Origin of the sequence: uncultured Thiothrix sp., assembly GCF_937873765.1 — a bacterium.
Classification (GTDB): domain Bacteria; phylum Pseudomonadota; class Gammaproteobacteria; order Thiotrichales; family Thiotrichaceae; genus Thiolinea.
The window spans coordinates 1-15,965 of sequence record NZ_CALMZC010000015.1 but is presented as its reverse complement, the minus strand read 5'-3'; the positions used below and the strand labels follow the sequence as shown (position 1 = coordinate 15,965).

General features: G+C 46.2%; 13 protein-coding genes. 4 read left to right on the top strand and 9 right to left on the bottom strand.

All coding sequences use genetic code 11. The annotated features are described in order from the left end of the window. Position 1: 1 nt before the first annotated feature. The gene (locus tag Q0307_RS04455; protein ID WP_298657170.1) at positions 2–688 is read left to right on the top strand and encodes a DUF3299 domain-containing protein; all 687 of its coding nucleotides are present in this window, start codon (positions 2–4) and stop codon (positions 686–688) included. A gap of 6 nt (positions 689–694) precedes the next feature. Here the strand turns inward: Q0307_RS04455 and Q0307_RS04450 are convergent, their stop codons facing one another. From Q0307_RS04450 to Q0307_RS04440, 3 genes are read right to left on the bottom strand one after another with little or no spacing between them, the layout of a single operon-like run. After that, entirely contained in the window at positions 695–1,435 is a 741-nt protein-coding gene (locus Q0307_RS04450; RefSeq protein ID WP_298657168.1) for a class II aldolase and adducin N-terminal domain-containing protein, read from the bottom strand. Beyond that, positions 1,436–2,569, bottom strand: a complete 1,134-nt coding sequence (locus Q0307_RS04445) for a TauD/TfdA family dioxygenase (protein ID WP_298657165.1) — start codon at positions 2,567–2,569, stop codon at positions 1,436–1,438. Positions 2,570–2,600: 31 nt separating this feature from the next. Continuing rightward, positions 2,601–3,401, bottom strand: a complete 801-nt coding sequence (locus Q0307_RS04440) for a TspO/MBR family protein (protein ID WP_298657162.1) — start codon at positions 3,399–3,401, stop codon at positions 2,601–2,603. Between the two features lie 169 nt (positions 3,402–3,570). On the opposite strand from Q0307_RS04440, the gene Q0307_RS04435 reads away from it, so the two are divergent. After that, complete coding sequence (locus Q0307_RS04435) at positions 3,571–4,149, top strand: hypothetical protein (RefSeq protein WP_298657159.1); 579 nt, start codon at positions 3,571–3,573, stop codon at positions 4,147–4,149. On the opposite strand, the gene Q0307_RS04430 is transcribed toward Q0307_RS04435, so the two are convergent. From Q0307_RS04430 to Q0307_RS04405, 6 genes are all read right to left on the bottom strand, one after another. Continuing rightward, positions 4,118–5,926: a hypothetical protein gene (locus tag Q0307_RS04430; protein WP_298657156.1), complete on the bottom strand. Its 1,809-nt coding sequence runs from the start codon at positions 5,924–5,926 to the stop codon at positions 4,118–4,120. The two genes, Q0307_RS04435 and Q0307_RS04430, sit on opposite strands and share 32 nt — an antisense overlap. A gap of 174 nt (positions 5,927–6,100) precedes the next feature. After that, positions 6,101–8,443 (bottom strand): Tex family protein, encoded by a 2,343-nt coding sequence (locus Q0307_RS04425; RefSeq protein ID WP_298657153.1) that lies wholly within the window; start codon positions 8,441–8,443, stop codon positions 6,101–6,103. A gap of 157 nt (positions 8,444–8,600) precedes the next feature. Then, positions 8,601–9,161: a sarcosine oxidase subunit gamma gene (locus Q0307_RS04420; RefSeq protein WP_298657150.1), complete on the bottom strand. Its 561-nt coding sequence runs from the start codon at positions 9,159–9,161 to the stop codon at positions 8,601–8,603. Continuing rightward, on the bottom strand, positions 9,148–12,114 hold the full coding sequence (locus tag Q0307_RS04415; RefSeq protein ID WP_298657148.1) for a sarcosine oxidase subunit alpha family protein: 2,967 nt from the start codon (positions 12,112–12,114) through the stop codon (positions 9,148–9,150). The genes Q0307_RS04420 and Q0307_RS04415 overlap by 14 nt, the downstream gene beginning before the upstream one ends. Further along, on the bottom strand, positions 12,111–12,383 hold the full coding sequence (locus Q0307_RS04410) for a sarcosine oxidase subunit delta (protein ID WP_298657147.1): 273 nt from the start codon (positions 12,381–12,383) through the stop codon (positions 12,111–12,113). Before Q0307_RS04410 ends, Q0307_RS04415 begins: the two co-directional genes overlap by 4 nt. An 11-nt stretch (positions 12,384–12,394) precedes the next feature. Next, positions 12,395–13,645: a sarcosine oxidase subunit beta family protein gene (locus tag Q0307_RS04405; RefSeq protein ID WP_298657144.1), complete on the bottom strand. Its 1,251-nt coding sequence runs from the start codon at positions 13,643–13,645 to the stop codon at positions 12,395–12,397. A 179-nt stretch (positions 13,646–13,824) separates the two neighbouring features. Between Q0307_RS04405 and Q0307_RS04400 the strand changes: the two genes are divergently transcribed. Next, positions 13,825–14,427, top strand: coding sequence for a TIGR00730 family Rossman fold protein (locus Q0307_RS04400; RefSeq protein WP_298657141.1), 603 nt, complete (start codon positions 13,825–13,827; stop codon positions 14,425–14,427). An 87-nt stretch (positions 14,428–14,514) separates the two neighbouring features. Then, on the top strand, positions 14,515–15,855 hold the full coding sequence (locus Q0307_RS04395; protein ID WP_298657138.1) for an NAD(P)/FAD-dependent oxidoreductase: 1,341 nt from the start codon (positions 14,515–14,517) through the stop codon (positions 15,853–15,855). Positions 15,856–15,965: the final 110 nt, after the last annotated feature.

Sequence of the window (15,965 nt, the reverse complement as noted above, 5' to 3'; positions counted from 1 at the left end):
TATGAATAAACGTTTATTAAGCTTATTAGTGTTAGGTTTGGCACTCAATGCTTGTTCAGATAGCAAGGAACAGGCTAGCCACCCCCCCCAAAATCCAGTACCCGCTCAGCAAGCAGCGCTAATACAAACAGCGATTGCAATCACGAATACCAATACAGCAGCTAACCCCATACAAACAGAGCCAGTGAGCCAAGCTCATTCCAGTTCAGAGTATGAGGTACTGGATTGGGAGTCATTAGAACTACCGGGAAAGGGTTTAGCTGATATTATGCGCAAATATCAACCGTTGCTGGATAAGATCAGCGATGAGGAGGTGGAGGCAGGCGATAAACTGATGGATCAGATGCAGAACGAGTTAAATACAGCACCGACCAATCCCGCTTTAAATGGTAAACGCATTCAACTTAAAGGTTTCGTCTCCCCCTTAGAAGTCGATGAGCAACATGGTTCAGTTAAAGAATTCTTATTAGTCCCCTACTTTGGGGCTTGTATTCATGTACCACCTCCCCCTGTTAATCAAACCATCTTAGTCCGTCCACAAGCGGATAAAAGCATTCACATGGAGCAAATTTATGAACCCGTTAACGTCTCTGGTGTGATCAGTGTGGAAGCCGCACAAACTAAACTGGCTCCAGTCGGCTATCAAATTTCAGAGGCTATTGTAGAACCTCTCAAGCCTGCCGATTAATAAACTTTAGCTCGCATAATCAGAACCTGCCCGCTCCAACAAGGTTTTAATATCTGCTAAATGTCGCTCTGCTTGCCCCGGATAATCGTCCAACTCACTCACCGTGCGGGCTGCAACTTCATGCGCTAATACCCGCAAAGGCCTACCGGTTTGCAAAGCGCGAATATAGGTTTCTGCGGCACGCTCGAAGTAATACAAGCGATTGAAAGTATCCGCGACGTTATTCCCCAACACTAATAAGCCATGATTTCCCATAATCATTACTTTCTTTTTTGGGTCACTCAGCAAAGCCGCGCAACGCTCGCCTTCTTCAGTAAACGCTAACCCACCGAATTGCTCATCAATCACATAACGCTCATAGAAAGTCGCGGTATTTTGGTCAATTGGCGGCAGATGGCTATCGGCTAAACAAGCAAGCACCGTGGAATAAATTGAATGCACATGCATCACACAACGCGCCTGTGGGCATAAGCGATGAATGGAGCCATGCAAACCCCAAGCAGTGGGGTCGGGTGCATCGGCACGATCCATCGTACTTGGATCATTTGCATCTAAGAGCAGTAAATCACTGGCTTTAATCAAAGCAAAATGACGCTGATTGGGATTAATTAAAAACTGCGTGCCTGCAGGATTCACCGCTAAGGAAAAATGATTGGCCACCGCCTCATGCATATTCAAACGCGCCGTCCATTGAAAAGCCGCCGCTAAATCGACCCGCTCCTGCCAATAACTTATCGGGGAATTCATCTAATTATCCTTATCGCTGGGGTATTTAGCACGCAAACCGCGGTAAGTACTGCGCATTTCATTACGATCTACGTAGCAGCCACGCAAATGCCGCGCCCCACTCCCCGCTACAAATGAAGTACGCCCATGCACCACACGATGATTATCAAATACAATGCACTCCCCTGCATTCAGACGAAACCGCATTAGATACTTGGGGTCTTGCAACATTTGTCCAAACTTGCGGAAAGCTGGATAAAACTCATCCATCACATCGGGCGGGAAATCAAATACATCGGCGAGGTGCTGACTGAAATGAATCCCACTAACTTCACCATTATGCGGATCCAACTCAATGATGACTTGACGCGCCCGTACATCTTGAAAATTAGTGGTATAGCGGAAGGGGACTTTTAGCTCGGTTAGCAGACTAAAGTAGCCCGGATAGTGTGCCTGAAACGCCTGCGCCACGCTACACGCATCGACGAATAAACTTTCTCCCCCCAGCGCATCATTCACGCGGCAATGTAGGAATTGTATGCCCGGTGCTAATTCTTCCGGTGGCAAATCGGTATGTAACTCCAAAGCTTTATTGGTATAGGCCAAATTCACCGGATTTGCTTCGGTGCGCACATCAAAGGTATAACCAGAAAAGGAGGCGCGTACTACACCCATTAACTCACAGGCATGCTGCAAACCTTCATTGCTATTGGGCATTTCGGTTAAAAGGGCAATGCCTTCATCCAACAGAGCTTCGATCCAATCCGCGACTTTAGCTGGTTGCGCAACTAACTCTGGCAAGCTAAAGCGTTTTACCTGCGGGTAATGATCCGCATACCAGGGCTTGCGCTTACGTTGAGCGAGATCGCCATGACCTAAACAAGGCTGATTATCTTTAGAATACCAACGAGCCAACCACGCCAACTCATAATTGCTTTGATGCCCGTCTGGCCATTCAATCACGAGGGTCGAACTTTTAACTTGAACGGTTTTCGGCTTTAAATCATCCGGCTCTTCAAGAATATCGTAGACACGCTCTTGAGTCTCTGCATCCCAAGAACTAGCGCAATTATCACGCAGCCAATAGTAATTAAAATAGGCCGTGTCGCCATTACTAAAGCTTAGCTCTAAGCCTTTATCTCCCAACACTAACATAGTGGTGCTGCTCCAAATCTAAACTTAAACCTCAGAATTCACCGCGTTTGAGTTTATTTTGCGGCAAAGTGGCTCGATTACTTAAAGCATGCTGCGTTGCTCGTGCTAATAAAACCACACAGCCTATCAGAGCAAAAATACTCACTATCCGACTGTCTTGCCACTGATTGACCGCAATCGCTACCATCCCCCAAATCGCCACTAACGAGGCTTCGCGCATATTGCGCAACTGTATCCACAGCAAATAAATACTTGTCAACGCGGCTAAGGCTACAATCGCCCAAAACTCGCCGGAAAAGAAGGGGGGTGTCTCAAAAACCGCCTTCAGCCAAGCACTTAAATTCAATCCCGTAGCTAAAGTCACCCAACCAATATAAATACAAATCGGCCACCATACAAACAGAATAATCCGCACCGGTGCATCCCAAATTTCTAAGCGCAAACGCAAAACTAATTGGAATAAGCTAATAAACAAACCCAGAATCAATAAGAAAGCTAAACCTATCGCGCCTGATACCCAAGCAATAATCCACAGGGTGTTAAATACGTTGCTTACAGTAAACCAAATACCGGCTGGCTGCAGCGAGTGCTCAGGCTCTCCGGCTCGATAGCTGAACCATTGATAACCTAAAAAGCCAATCAGCAGTAAATAAATTAAGCTCCAAATACTAAAAGCATAGCCAGCAGGCGTTAGCAACGTATGATATTGTGCACTCACTTCCGAAACCGTGACACCATTTAAGCTACCCAGTGTGCCCACACTATTGAGACCCAACATTAAAATAAAACTAATGGTATTGAGCCATAACAACTGAAGATTGGATAAATTCATCAATAGATCCCCTTCTTAATCCTGAGCTTATTGAGTGTAGCTAAGGCTTAAGGGCTTATTACTATTCCATTACTTTTTGTCCCTATACTTTCTAAACAACTTAGACAGAACCTACCATACTTAAAATAGCCGCTAGAACGAGCTTATATAAAAATTTTGGAGTGTATACATGATTAAATTAACCCCAGATGGTCAAGCGTTAGTTGAGCAATTAGCACAGCGTTATCACTTGTCGCCGGAAGCGGTCAGCACGATGTTAGAAGCGATTCGTAATGGTAATGGTACGATGGCGCAATTCAATCACCCTGACTTGGGTGGTTTCGGGCAGTGGATGCTGAATGGCATGATTATGATCGGTGATATGTTCAATCAGAACTTAAAATCCACGGTAGAAAACCTTGGTAATGACTTATCTAGTGCTTTAGCCAGTGGTTCGAAATTAATCGAAACTACTGCAAGCGAATCTGGGGAGGTGGGTTCGAATGGCTCATCCAACCAAATCAGTCAATGGTGGCCAAGTAATTTAGGTAGCCCTAGTACTAGCGGTGCACAGAACCAAACACGTTATGCTTGGTTTCCTGCAACCGAACGTTTAGCCATCGAGCAAGATGGTAAAATAACTGTCTATGACACTCAAGACCATCAAATTGCTGGAGTATCCCAACAACAAGATGGCTCGGGTTACAAACTCAGCTTTACCAGCCAGCATGGTACGGTCAAAGTTGATAGCTTGCCTGTAGTGAAGTAATCGATCTGGCACTCAACGGTGAAGTCGGGTTTAGATAAGCCTGTAAGCGCTGACTCTGCTCTCGTAAACTCGCCATTGAGTGCCGCAAGTTTTGCAACTGCTCCCGCGCTTGCTCTAATTCTTCTTCACCCCATAAGAAATCTAATAAATTAGTTTCCTGTTTAGCTACCTCAGCTTGCTCATCGGCATAAATTTCTGGCATTAAAATGCTGTTTTGGACTTGTAACTGCATGAGTTGATCAGCATTCCGGCGTCTTTGCCAAAAACTCAGTAAAAGCAACAATAGAGTACTAGCACCGCTTACCTGCCACACTAAGGGCGAAGTCAACACACCTTGCCAAGTATTTTCATCGGTTACAGATCTAGGTTGCGGTACAGATAACACCGTCTCCACCTCAGTTTTACCCTCTGGCCCTGCAACGCCTGCATTCATTGAAATTTGAGCTTGCGCTTGTTGTTGAACCACTTGAGCTTGCGCCTGCAACTCAGCTAACTCTGCTTCCCGCCGGCTTAGCAAACGGTTTTTTTCTTGAACTAACTCTTTCAGTTGATTACTTTCCTGCACACGTACTTGTAATAACTGTTGAGCTTGAGTTAAGCGTTCCTGTAAATCAACCAGTTGAAGCTGTGAATTAACTTGTAACTCATGCACCGCACGTGCTAAAGGCGAATCAATCAGAGCAGGTACACTGGCTAACACCCGAGTTGCAGGCAATACTGGTGCAGACACAAATTTGTGTTTAATCGCTTGCGCCTGCACGGGGCGTTCAAGTGGAAGAGCTTTTCTAACAAGCTGAGTGGATCTAGGAATAGGTGTTGCTGAAGGCTTCCTACCAACTACACTGGGTGTACGCAGCACAGCCCCCCGCTTTAATTGGGTAAGATCTCCATTCACAAAAGCCTTAGGATTACGCGCATATAAAGCTAAGACCTTCTCGTCTAAGTTTAATTGTCCTACCCTTAGACGCTCAGCAATGCTGAAAATGGTATCGTTTTTGCGTACACGATATTTATATTTGAACGCTAATTGAGGCAACGGAATCGCTACTTTAGCCGTATTCGGTCTGATACCTGCTGAACGCTCAATCGGTATACTCACTGGTATAGGCACCGCAGCTTCAGGTTCGATCACTGTACTAGCACTGAGTTGATCAGTGTCCACAGCTAAATTCAAAGGCGTATTCGGTGCATCGACAACTGGTCTAGTTTCTACGACTGGGTTATCAGTAATCCCCTCGGGAGCTTGTGCCAACGCTAAGATTGGCTGAACCTCTTGATTAACTACCGTTGGCCTAGCCTGTACTGGTGCAGCTAGCTTTTCAATAGAGGCTGGATTCGTTAGCTTTGCACCTGATGGTTGAGCAATCTCATCTTTAGAACTTGACTCAGCACTATCGTTTAAGCTAACCGAATAACGCTTGAGTAAGTCACCTTTAGAGCTAGTAACCTCCAGTAAAAGATTAAAATCAGCTTCAACAACAGGCTGAGGAGAACTAATGATCAGATAGTGTTTGCCGTTTTTAGCCGAACGAGCAAACTTTAAACTATCTATAAACGCGGGACGTTGGAGTTGAGCTTGTGCAAAAATACTCGGGGGTGCGATATGTACTTGCAGCTTGCTTAGCTCTTGTGGAGTCGCATGCAATAACTCAATACGCGCCTTAAACGGCTCGTTCACTCGCGAGTTAAACTGGATATCCCCTAAGCTCAAAGCATGGGTTAAAACTGGGTAGCCACTGGCTATGATTAACACTAAACCAAGCGTTTGTTTGTTCACTAATCGCCCTCATCATTGCTAAGTTTTTTATTATCATCTTATCGAAGATTAGTATTACTAATACTAACAGCAAATACGCTAACTAAACATGTTTAGTGACTGAATGGCTCTGAATGACATAAAAAAACAGGCTAAAAACTCAACGCCTTAGCCTGTCTTCATGAAAAAAACACCCTAGTTGCGCTCTTTTGCCTTGGCAAAAGCTGCTGCAAAAGCATTATTACCTACTAGCATAGTTTGCTGTGGACGTACCGATTTACCTGTAGCAGTCTGAGCTTTAGCGTTGCTTGGTTGATTGGCTGACTTTGGGTGAATGGTCAACTTATTATTTGTATTAGCAGGCTCATCCAAACGCATACTTAAAGCAATCCGCTTACGCTCTTGATCCACTTCAAGCACCTTTACTTTGACAATATCGCCCGCTTTCACCACAGAGTGGGGATCTTTAACGAAGTGATGGGCTAGCATCGAAATATGCACGAGACCCTCTTGGTGCACACCAATATCCACAAAAGCACCAAAGTTTGTCACGTTAGTAACGACTCCTTCTAACAGCATATCGACTTTTAAATCAGCGAGGCTCTCAACACCCTCTTTAAAACTAGCTGTTTTGAATGCGGGACGTGGATCACGCCCAGGCTTATCCAACTCTGCTAAAATATCGGTAACGGTAGGCAAGCCGAATTTTGCATTAGTAAAATCGGCAGCATTTAACGATTTTAGGAGTGCTGAGTTACCAATCAAGCTTTGCAGATTAGTTTGGGTTTTAGCGGCAATCGCTTCCACTACAGAATACGCTTCAGGGTGGACTGCTGAGCTATCCAACGGATTTTCGCCACCATGAATCCGTAAGAAACCAGCAGCTTGCTCAAAAGTTTTTGCCCCCAAACGCGGTACATTTAATAGATTTTTTCGACTCGTAAAACGACCATTTTTATTCCGAAACTCGACAATATTATCTGCAATCGTTGAATTAAGACCTGCTACTCGCCGCAATAAAGCAGCAGATGCGGTATTCACCTCCACCCCCACACTATTGACACAATCCTCGACTACCGCATCCAGATTGTTGGCTAATTGCACTTGGCTCACATCATGTTGATATTGACCTACCCCGATAGATTTGGGTTCGATTTTAACTAGTTCAGCAAGTGGATCTTGTAAACGACGCGCAATCGACACCGCCCCCCGAATGGTGACATCCAGATCTGGAAACTCTTTCGCTGCCATTTCGGAAGCTGAATACACAGAAGCCCCCGCTTCACTCACCACTACTTTTTGTAGATTAAGCTCGGGATACTGTTTAAGCAGCTCAGCAACTAACTTATCGGTCTCGCGCGAAGCCGTACCATTACCGATGGCCACGAGCTCTAACTGATATTTTTTAGCTAATTTAGCTAAGATCGCGATTGATTCCTTCCATTGATTACGCGGTGCATGTGGGTAAATAGTAGTGTGGTCAACAAACTGACCCGTGCTATCAATTACTGCTACTTTCACACCAGTACGCAAACCGGGGTCAAGACCTAAGGTCGCACGTTGACCTGCTGGTGCGGCTAACAGCAAATCTTTCAAATTATGCGCAAAGACGCGAATCGCTTCAGTTTCAGCCGCTTGACGCATATCACCTAACAAATCAGTTTCGAGTTTAGTATGCAGTTTTACTTTCCATGTCCAATGCACGACTTCTGCTAAAAAGGCATCAGCAGGACGCTGCTTATTTTGAATACCAAGCCGTTTAGCGGTCAAAACTTCACAGGGATGTAAGAGAGCCTCAGCAGACTGCTCAACATCAATGCTCAATTGTAGGATGCCCTCATTGCGCCCCCGCAGCATGGCTAAGACTCGATGCGAAGGGGCGTTCTTTAGAGTATCTGCATTGTCGAAATAATCACGGAATTTAGCCCCTTCGGTTTCTTTACCCTTGACCACGCTAGATTTGAGTTGCGCTTCTGATTGCAAATAAGTGCGCAGCTCACCGACTAATTCAGGATCTTCGGCAAAACGCTCCATCAGAATATACTTAACCCCCTCCAACACCCCTTTAGCATCGACAAAAGCCTCTTTAAACTCTTCTGCTTTATTAAGATATTTTTGTGCTTCACAGTTGGGATCAAGCTGTGGATTCGCCAACAAAGCCTCTGCCAATGGCAACATACCTGCTTCAATGGCAACCTGGCCTTTAGTGCGGCGCTTTTGTTTGAAGGGCAAATACAAATCTTCCAAACGTGTTTTCGTGTCAGCCGCTTGAATCGCGCTGGCTAAATTAGGGGTCAGCTTTCCCTGCTCTTCGATGCTTTTTAGTACCGCTGTACGCCGTTCTTCTAGCTCACGTAAATAGCCTAAACGCTCTGCTAAATTCCGCAATTGACTATCATCTAGCCCCCCTGTCATTTCCTTACGATAGCGGGAAATGAACGGTACGGTAGAACCTTCATCTAATAATTGAATAGCAGCAGTGACTTGGCGCGGAGCAACAGCTAGCTCCTGCGCAATACGATCAGCAATCTTGAGCATGAGATTTAATCTTGTTTGAATTTAATGAATAGGATGCATTATAACGACAGCAGCCATAGTAGTTCCTCTAAAGCATGCTGCCCTAGTCGTAACTACAAATCAACGAAATACTAGACGCTATAACTTGGCTATAACGTCTAGCTAGAACAGAAGTAAACTATCTAAACTCGCGCGAACTCAGCTCTAAAGCCTGAAAAACATAATCCGCAAATGACCAACGCGGCATGAGATAAATATGCTGTGCATCCAGACGATAGATCAGCACTGTAGCCTTAGAAAATAGGGTCGAAACCACTTTGCCTTCGCTTAAAAACTGCGAACAATCATAGACACAGTTTTTCGCCAGCACCTCATACACATGCTCGCCCGACAGTTTTAGTAATGAATAGCCCCCAGAATTATCCACCACCGCCGCAAAAATACCCTGCAAAGCCGCTTTGGCGTCTTTAATAAAGGCATCTTTTTGGCTCAAGGACAAAGTAATTAAATACTCATCCGGGCTAATCCACTTTACTAGCTTCGTATCCAGCGAACCTGTTACCCCTAAAGCAGAGGGTAACTGGATTCCTAAGTTCGCTAAAGCCTCCGCCGCGCCCGTAGTGCTAGAACGAATACGCAGCACGACATAGCCGTAATGACGTTCTTCACTCACTTGAAAGCCGTTTCCTGCTAAGGCATTAAAATCACGACCTTCTAAGGCTGTTTCAAACTTCGCCATCCATTTTCTCCTTGCCTTGATCGTAGAACACGCTATCAACGATAGTGACTGGAATTACCTCATAAGATAAAGGCTTCGCGTAAATCTTCGTGCCCAGCAAATCCAAGCCACCTTTCACTACCGCTAGCGCAATCGAGCGCCCAAGCACTGGACTGAAATAGCTGGAAGTGACATGACCAAGCATGGCTTTGCTGCCTGTTTCTGCAACTAGTTGGCAACCTTCCTTCAAGACGTTATTAGGATCATCCGTCAATAAGCCAACCAGTTGTTTACGCCCCGGACGCGCTGTATCACTACGCGTTAAAGCCCGTTGCCCCAAGAACGGATAAGGCTTATTCAAGGACACAGCCCAAGCCATATTCGCATCATAAGGCGTGATGGAGCCGTCGGTATCTTGACCCACAATCACATAGCCTTTTTCAGCACGCAGAACATGCATACTCTCAGTGCCATACGGCGTGATATTAAATGCCTTACCCGCTTCCATCACGCTATCCCAAATGAAGCGCCCGTAGTTGGCCTGTACATTAATCTCATACGAAAGCTCACCAGAGAAGCTAATACGCATAATTCGTGCCGGTACGCCACAAACCGTGCCTTCGCGCCAATCCATGAAGGGGAAATTCGCCGCACTGAAATCCACATCTTTACAGAGCTGCTCCATCAAGCGGCGTGCTTTAGGACCTACCACTGCTGTTGTAGACCAATGATCAGTCACACTAGTGATATACACATTGAGATCCGGCCACTCCGTTTGCAGCCAAGTTTCTAAATGGTTATAGATACGTGCCGCTCCACCTGTGGTCGTAGTCATTAAGAAATGAGTATCGCTAATACAAGCCGTCACCCCATCATCAATGATCATGCCGGTTTCATCACACATCAAACCATAACGACACTTACCCGGCACAAGCTTCGCCCAAGCATTGGTATACACGCGTGCTAATAGTTCACGGGCATCGGGGCCTTGAATATCAATTTTACCAAGGGTTGAAGCATCCATCATGCCAAGGCTATTACGCACCGCTAAGCATTCACGCGCCACCGCTTGGTGCATATCCTCTGAGCCTTGTGGGAAATACCAAGGGCGCATCCATTGCCCGACCACTTCAAACTCAGCACCCTTAGCCCGATGCGAAGCTTGTATTGGCGTAAAACGCTGGGGATCAGAATGCAAACCAACTTCGCTCCCAGCCAGTGCACCCAGCGTGACGGGTGTATACATAGGGCGGAATGTAGTAGTGCCTACTTCTTCAATCGGTAAATTCATGACTTTGGCAGCCACCGCAATACCGTTCACATTACCGGTTTTACCTTGATCGGTACCAAACCCTAAAGCGGTATAACGTTTGATATGCTCAATTGAACGATAATTTTCCCGAATAGCCAATTCCACATCGGAGGCTTTCACATCGTTTTGCATATCTAAGAAAACTTTATCGCGTCCCACCTCCGGGCAAATAAAGTCAGCAACATTTAGAAGCTTGGGAGCACTTGCAAGGTTAGCTGTTTGCCCCGCTGCTAATAAGCCCACATATTCGCCTTCAGCGGCAGCACCTTGCCAATCACTATGCCCATTCACACTACCGGCCACATAACGATTGGGCTTATCGCAAGCAGGCATAAACGCTTGATAATCTGTTGAGAACCACGGTTTAGAACCAGTATGGCAATCGAGATGCACTAAGGGACTGAAACCACCGGAACAAGCAATTAAATCGCAAGTAAGGGTTTCTAAGGCATCTCCCACGACCCAACCGTGCGTAGCGTTATAAGCAGTTTTCGCAATTAAAGCGCGCTCGACACTCGCACGTCCTTCGGCTTTCACGATGGTGTAGCCTTGCTTAACTATCACACCCAATTTAGTTAAATCGCTGGCGTCATAGTCCATACGGCAGTCCACTACCACGGGGCGTGTACCTGCTTTGACTAAATCCCGTGCCACATCATAGATACTATCGTTATTACCAACGACTATCGGCTTACTACCGCACAGTACCGAATACTCGTATTGATAACGACTGACCGCACTCGCTAGCATCACCCCAGGCAAATCATTATTAGCAAACATCAAGGGACGTTCGTGACTACCTGTAGCTAATACAACTGTATTCGCCCGAATCCGATGTAAACGCTGGCGGGGTTGCTTCGGATTACGCGCCCCTATCGTTAGATGATCTTGTCGACGCTCTAAAGCTAACAATAAGTTGTAATCATGCAGCGCATAGGCGGTGGTGCGTAGCAGAATTTTGACATTCACATGCGTTTCCAAGGCTGCACGGGTCTGCTCAAACCATGCTTGCGCCGCTGGATCACGCCCTGCATCCACCACTAACTCACCACCTAATTGCGCACGCTCATCCAGCAACAAAACCTTAGAACCGGCATTAGCCGCTGCTAATGCCGCCGCTAAACCGGCGGCTCCACCACCAATGACAGCAACATCCACATGCTGGTTATAGTGATCATAAGTTTCGGCATCCGGCTGACTCGGAGCCGTGGCAAAGCCTGCTAATTTACGCAGTTGCTCTTCGTATTTCGGCCATAATGAGGCTGGTGACATAAAGGTTTTATAATAAAACCCTGCAGCCATAAAGCGATGGAACGGTTTGAGCCAAGCACGCACATCTTCATTAATCGAAGGAATACCGCTAGCTGCTGTAGCCACTAGATCAGGGTAGATTTCAACTTCAGTCGCACGCGCATTCGGTACGTGATAGCCCGTATCCGGCTCGAGAATGACTAATGCATTCGGCTCTTCCACACCCGCCGCCATAATCCCGCGCTGACGACCGTATTTAAAGCTACGCCCTACCAATTTGACGCCATTGGCTAATAAGGCTGAAGCTAAGGTGTCACCTACATAGCCGGTGTAATGCGCGCCTTGCCAAGAGAAATGAATTTCTTTTGAGCGGTCAATACGTTCACTAGCTTGTTTATATAAGCGCTTCATGCTTGCTCCTTATACGATTCAAAGGTGCGCACCGCGTAAATTTCATTGGTCACATTATTGCGCTCAACCACAAATAACTTACGGCAACCGGCAGCATGCGCCCATTGCTCTACCGTCTTACCTTTTGGATTGGTGCGATTAAATACATAATCCCCCCATTGCTCATCGGTACAAGCTAGGCCGGGGCGCTGAATAAATGCTTCCCCTGCATAACGATATTCCTGCTCATCACGCAGCTCGCCACAATAGGGGCAATGAATTAACAACATAACAAGCCTCCTTAGTGTGCCACGCCCGCAGCGCCATGTTCGTCGATCAAAGCACCGGTAGTGAAACGATCAATATGGAAAGGTAAAGCCAAGGGATGCGGCTGATCTTGACCAATGGTATGTGCAAACACATGCCCAGAACCCGGCGTTGCCTTAAAGCCGCCAGTCCCCCACCCGCAATTGAAGTACAAGCCTTGCACTTGTGGAATCGGGCTAATAATCGGGCAAGCATCCGGGCAAACATCGACAATGCCCCCCCATTGGCGATTCAAGCGCACTCTGGAGAAAATCGGGAACAGCTCAATCATAGCGGATGCACAGTGATCAATTAAATGCGGGCTGCCGCGTTGTGAATAGCCTGTATAGGAGTCAATCCCCGCACCAATCACCAAATCTCCTTTATCCGATTGGCTCACATAGCCATGCACCGCATTCGACATCACAACAGTATGCAAGACTGGCTTCATCGGCTCAGAAACGAAGGCTTGTAATGGATGACTTTCAACCGGCAAGCGGATACCCGCCATCGTAGCTAATACCGAAGAATGCCCTGCTGTCACGCAGCCCACGCGATCTGCTTTAAGATAGCCACGTGAAGTCTGTAAACCTTTAATCTGTCCGGCTTCAATATCCATAGCCTGCACTTCACAGTTTTGGATAATATCCACACCATGTTTTGCCGCCGCCCGTGCAAACCCCCAAGCCACGGCATCATGACGAGCGACCCCTGCACGCGGTTGACAAGAAGCACCCATCACGGGGTAACGCACATGCTTCCCCGTTTCTAGAATCGGAATCCGTTCTTTTAATTCAGCCGCACTCACCACCTCAGCATCAACGCCATTGAGCATATTCGCATTCACGCGCCGCTCAATGTCGCGCATATCTTGAAGCGTGTGCCCTAAGTTATAGACACCCCGCTGACTAAACATCACATTGAAGTTCAGGTCAGCGCTTAAGCCTTCCCATAATTTAAGCGAATGCTCATACAGATTGGTCGCTTCGTCCCACAGATAATTAGAACGCACAATGGTGGTATTGCGTCCGGTGTTCCCGCCACCAATCCAACCCTTTTCTACCACCGCAACCCGTGTACCCGGAAAGTCCCGAGCTAGATAATAAGCGGTTGCTAAACCATGCCCGCCACCACCGACAATAATCACATCGTAAGCCGCCTTAGGGCTTACTTCAGGCCAAGCTGCCGGCCATTGTTTTTGTCCGCTGAGGCCAGCTTTAAAGACCTCCAGCCAAGAATACTTCATGAATATCACTCCGATTCGTGCGAATGAGCTAGATTAGAGGTGATTGACTAGTCAGTCAATTGCGATGGATCAAACAGAGCTTGTAAAAATACTAAACAGCCCTAGTATTTGTGTTTCCCTATCTAATTTTTTACTGTAGTTCAGCTAATTTTAGAGTCTGTTATTTTCGTAGAAACCATATGATTAATTCAAACACTATTAAAAATATCTGCGTTTACTGCGGCTCAAGCTTCGGACGTCAAGCGGTCTATATTGAAACCGCGCAAGCCTTAGGTGAGCTCTTAGCCGAACGGGGGATTCGTTTGATTTACGGCGGAGCAAAAGTTGGTCTAATGGGTGTGGTAGCTGATGCAGCTTTACGTAACGGGGGTGAAGTGATTGGCGTGATTCCTGATTCTTTAGTCACGCATGAAGTCGCGCACACAGGTCTGACCGATTTAATCATTACTGATTCGATGCATACCCGCAAGATGCGCATGGCTGAGCTTGCTGACGCTTTCATTGCTTTACCCGGTGGCTGGGGTACGCTAGATGAGCTGTTTGAAGTCCTCACTTGGGCGCAATTAGGTTTTCATCAAAAACCTTGCGGCCTCTTAAACGTTGCAGGCTATTACGAAGGGCTAAAGCAGTTTTTCAAACATACCGTTGAGGAAGCCTTTGTGCGTAGCTCGAACTACGACCTATTATTAATTGAAAGCGAGCCAAACATCCTGCTCAATCGACTGTTACAATATGAAAGTAGTCATACACCTAAATGGATTAAGCCAGCCGAAAAACTTTAAAGTCAAACAATATCAAAGGTAAGTCTAGCAATATTATCTTTAAAGCTTGCCCTAGGCTATCCTGAGTGAATTTAGGTTTTGGACTCCATGCAAAGCAAACATTTAGAAGGCGCAGGTCTACATCGTATTGTGATTGTAGGCGGTGGCGCAGGTGGCTTAGAGTTAGCCACACTGCTTGGCGATAAGCTAGGTAAACAGAAACTCGCGCATATCACGCTGATTGATAAAAATCGCACGCATATTTGGAAGCCGATGTTGCATGAAATTGCTTCAGGCAGTATGGACTACACCTTACATGAAATTGATTATCTAGCCCAAGCTCATTGGCATCATTTCCGCTATCGGATTGGCGCGATGACCAGCATCGATCGAACGCAACGCCGCGTACATATCGATGCTTATGCCGATAATGAAGGCGAGCTAGTTACCCCACAACGCAGTATTCCTTATGATACCTTAATAATTGCGATTGGCAGCCGTACCAACGACTTTAATATTCCGGGTGTAGCTGAATATGCGATTGAAATGGATACAGCAGCTCAAGCTGAGCATTTTCATCAAAAACTCGTGAATGCTTGTATTCGTGCACATGCTCAATCTGAGATTTTACAGCCTTATCAACTGCAAGTAGCGATTATCGGTGCTGGTGCAACCGGTGTCGAATTAGCGGCAGAGTTACATCAAAGTATTCGCACGCTCGTCAAATATGGTTTAGATACGATTGAAGCAGATCGTGATGTGACCTTAACTTTAATTGAAGCCGCACCACGTATTCTCCCCGGTTTACCCGAGCGCATTTCTGCCGATGCTGCACGGATTCTTGCACGCCTTAAGGTGAATACGCGCACTAATGCACGAGTAGCAGCGGTACATGAGCATAGTGTCGAACTAAGCACTGGTGAACAGATTCCTGCTGAATTAATTGTCTGGGCGGCAGGCATTCGTGCCCCTGCGGTACTCAAAACCTTGGATGGCTTAGAGACTAACACTATCAATCAGCTCATTGTAAAACCAACACTGCAAACCTCTGTTGATGAAAATATTTTCGCTTTTGGTGACTGCGCTTCAGCCGATTGGCTCGAACACCATCCGCCCACTAAAGTTCCACCACGTGCTCAAGCTGCTCATCAACAGGCTATACATCTAGCTAAACAAATGCAGAGACGTTTAGAAGGGAAAAGCTTGGAAAATTTCCACTATCAAGATTTTGGTTCTTTAGTTTCACTTGGAGAAAACTGGGCAGTTGGTGGTCTAATGGGCAATATCGCACGAGGCACTTTGTTTGTGGAAGGTTACCTCGCCCGCTTTATGTACAATCTGTTGTATAAAAAGCATCAATTAAGCCTACATGGTTTTTGGAAAACGGTCGTTGAAACAGTTGCAGGTATTTTAAGACGCACGACATCCCCGAGTATTAAATTGCATTAAGATCCTTAAAAAATTTGCCTACTTCGCTAATGAAGTAGGCAAGTCTGTAGAATTTGGTAATGTCTCATTAGATTTGAAAGTAGTACCGATTGATGAAGGTTCCAATGACT

Coding starts and splice junctions, on each gene's coding strand:
- Q0307_RS04455 (WP_298657170.1), top strand. CDS start 2: ATGAATAAACGTTTATTAAGCTTATTAGTGTTAGGTTTGGCACTCAAT.
- Q0307_RS04450 (WP_298657168.1), bottom strand. CDS start 1,435: ATGAATTCCCCGATAAGTTATTGGCAGGAGCGGGTCGATTTAGCGGCG.
- Q0307_RS04445 (WP_298657165.1), bottom strand. CDS start 2,569: ATGTTAGTGTTGGGAGATAAAGGCTTAGAGCTAAGCTTTAGTAATGGC.
- Q0307_RS04440 (WP_298657162.1), bottom strand. CDS start 3,401: ATGAATTTATCCAATCTTCAGTTGTTATGGCTCAATACCATTAGTTTT.
- Q0307_RS04435 (WP_298657159.1), top strand. CDS start 3,571: ATGATTAAATTAACCCCAGATGGTCAAGCGTTAGTTGAGCAATTAGCA.
- Q0307_RS04425 (WP_298657153.1), bottom strand. CDS start 8,443: ATGCTCAAGATTGCTGATCGTATTGCGCAGGAGCTAGCTGTTGCTCCG.
- Q0307_RS04420 (WP_298657150.1), bottom strand. CDS start 9,161: ATGGCGAAGTTTGAAACAGCCTTAGAAGGTCGTGATTTTAATGCCTTA.
- Q0307_RS04415 (WP_298657148.1), bottom strand. CDS start 12,114: ATGAAGCGCTTATATAAACAAGCTAGTGAACGTATTGACCGCTCAAAA.
- Q0307_RS04410 (WP_298657147.1), bottom strand. CDS start 12,383: ATGTTGTTAATTCATTGCCCCTATTGTGGCGAGCTGCGTGATGAGCAG.
- Q0307_RS04405 (WP_298657144.1), bottom strand. CDS start 13,645: ATGAAGTATTCTTGGCTGGAGGTCTTTAAAGCTGGCCTCAGCGGACAA.
- Q0307_RS04400 (WP_298657141.1), top strand. CDS start 13,825: ATGATTAATTCAAACACTATTAAAAATATCTGCGTTTACTGCGGCTCA.
- Q0307_RS04395 (WP_298657138.1), top strand. CDS start 14,515: ATGCAAAGCAAACATTTAGAAGGCGCAGGTCTACATCGTATTGTGATT.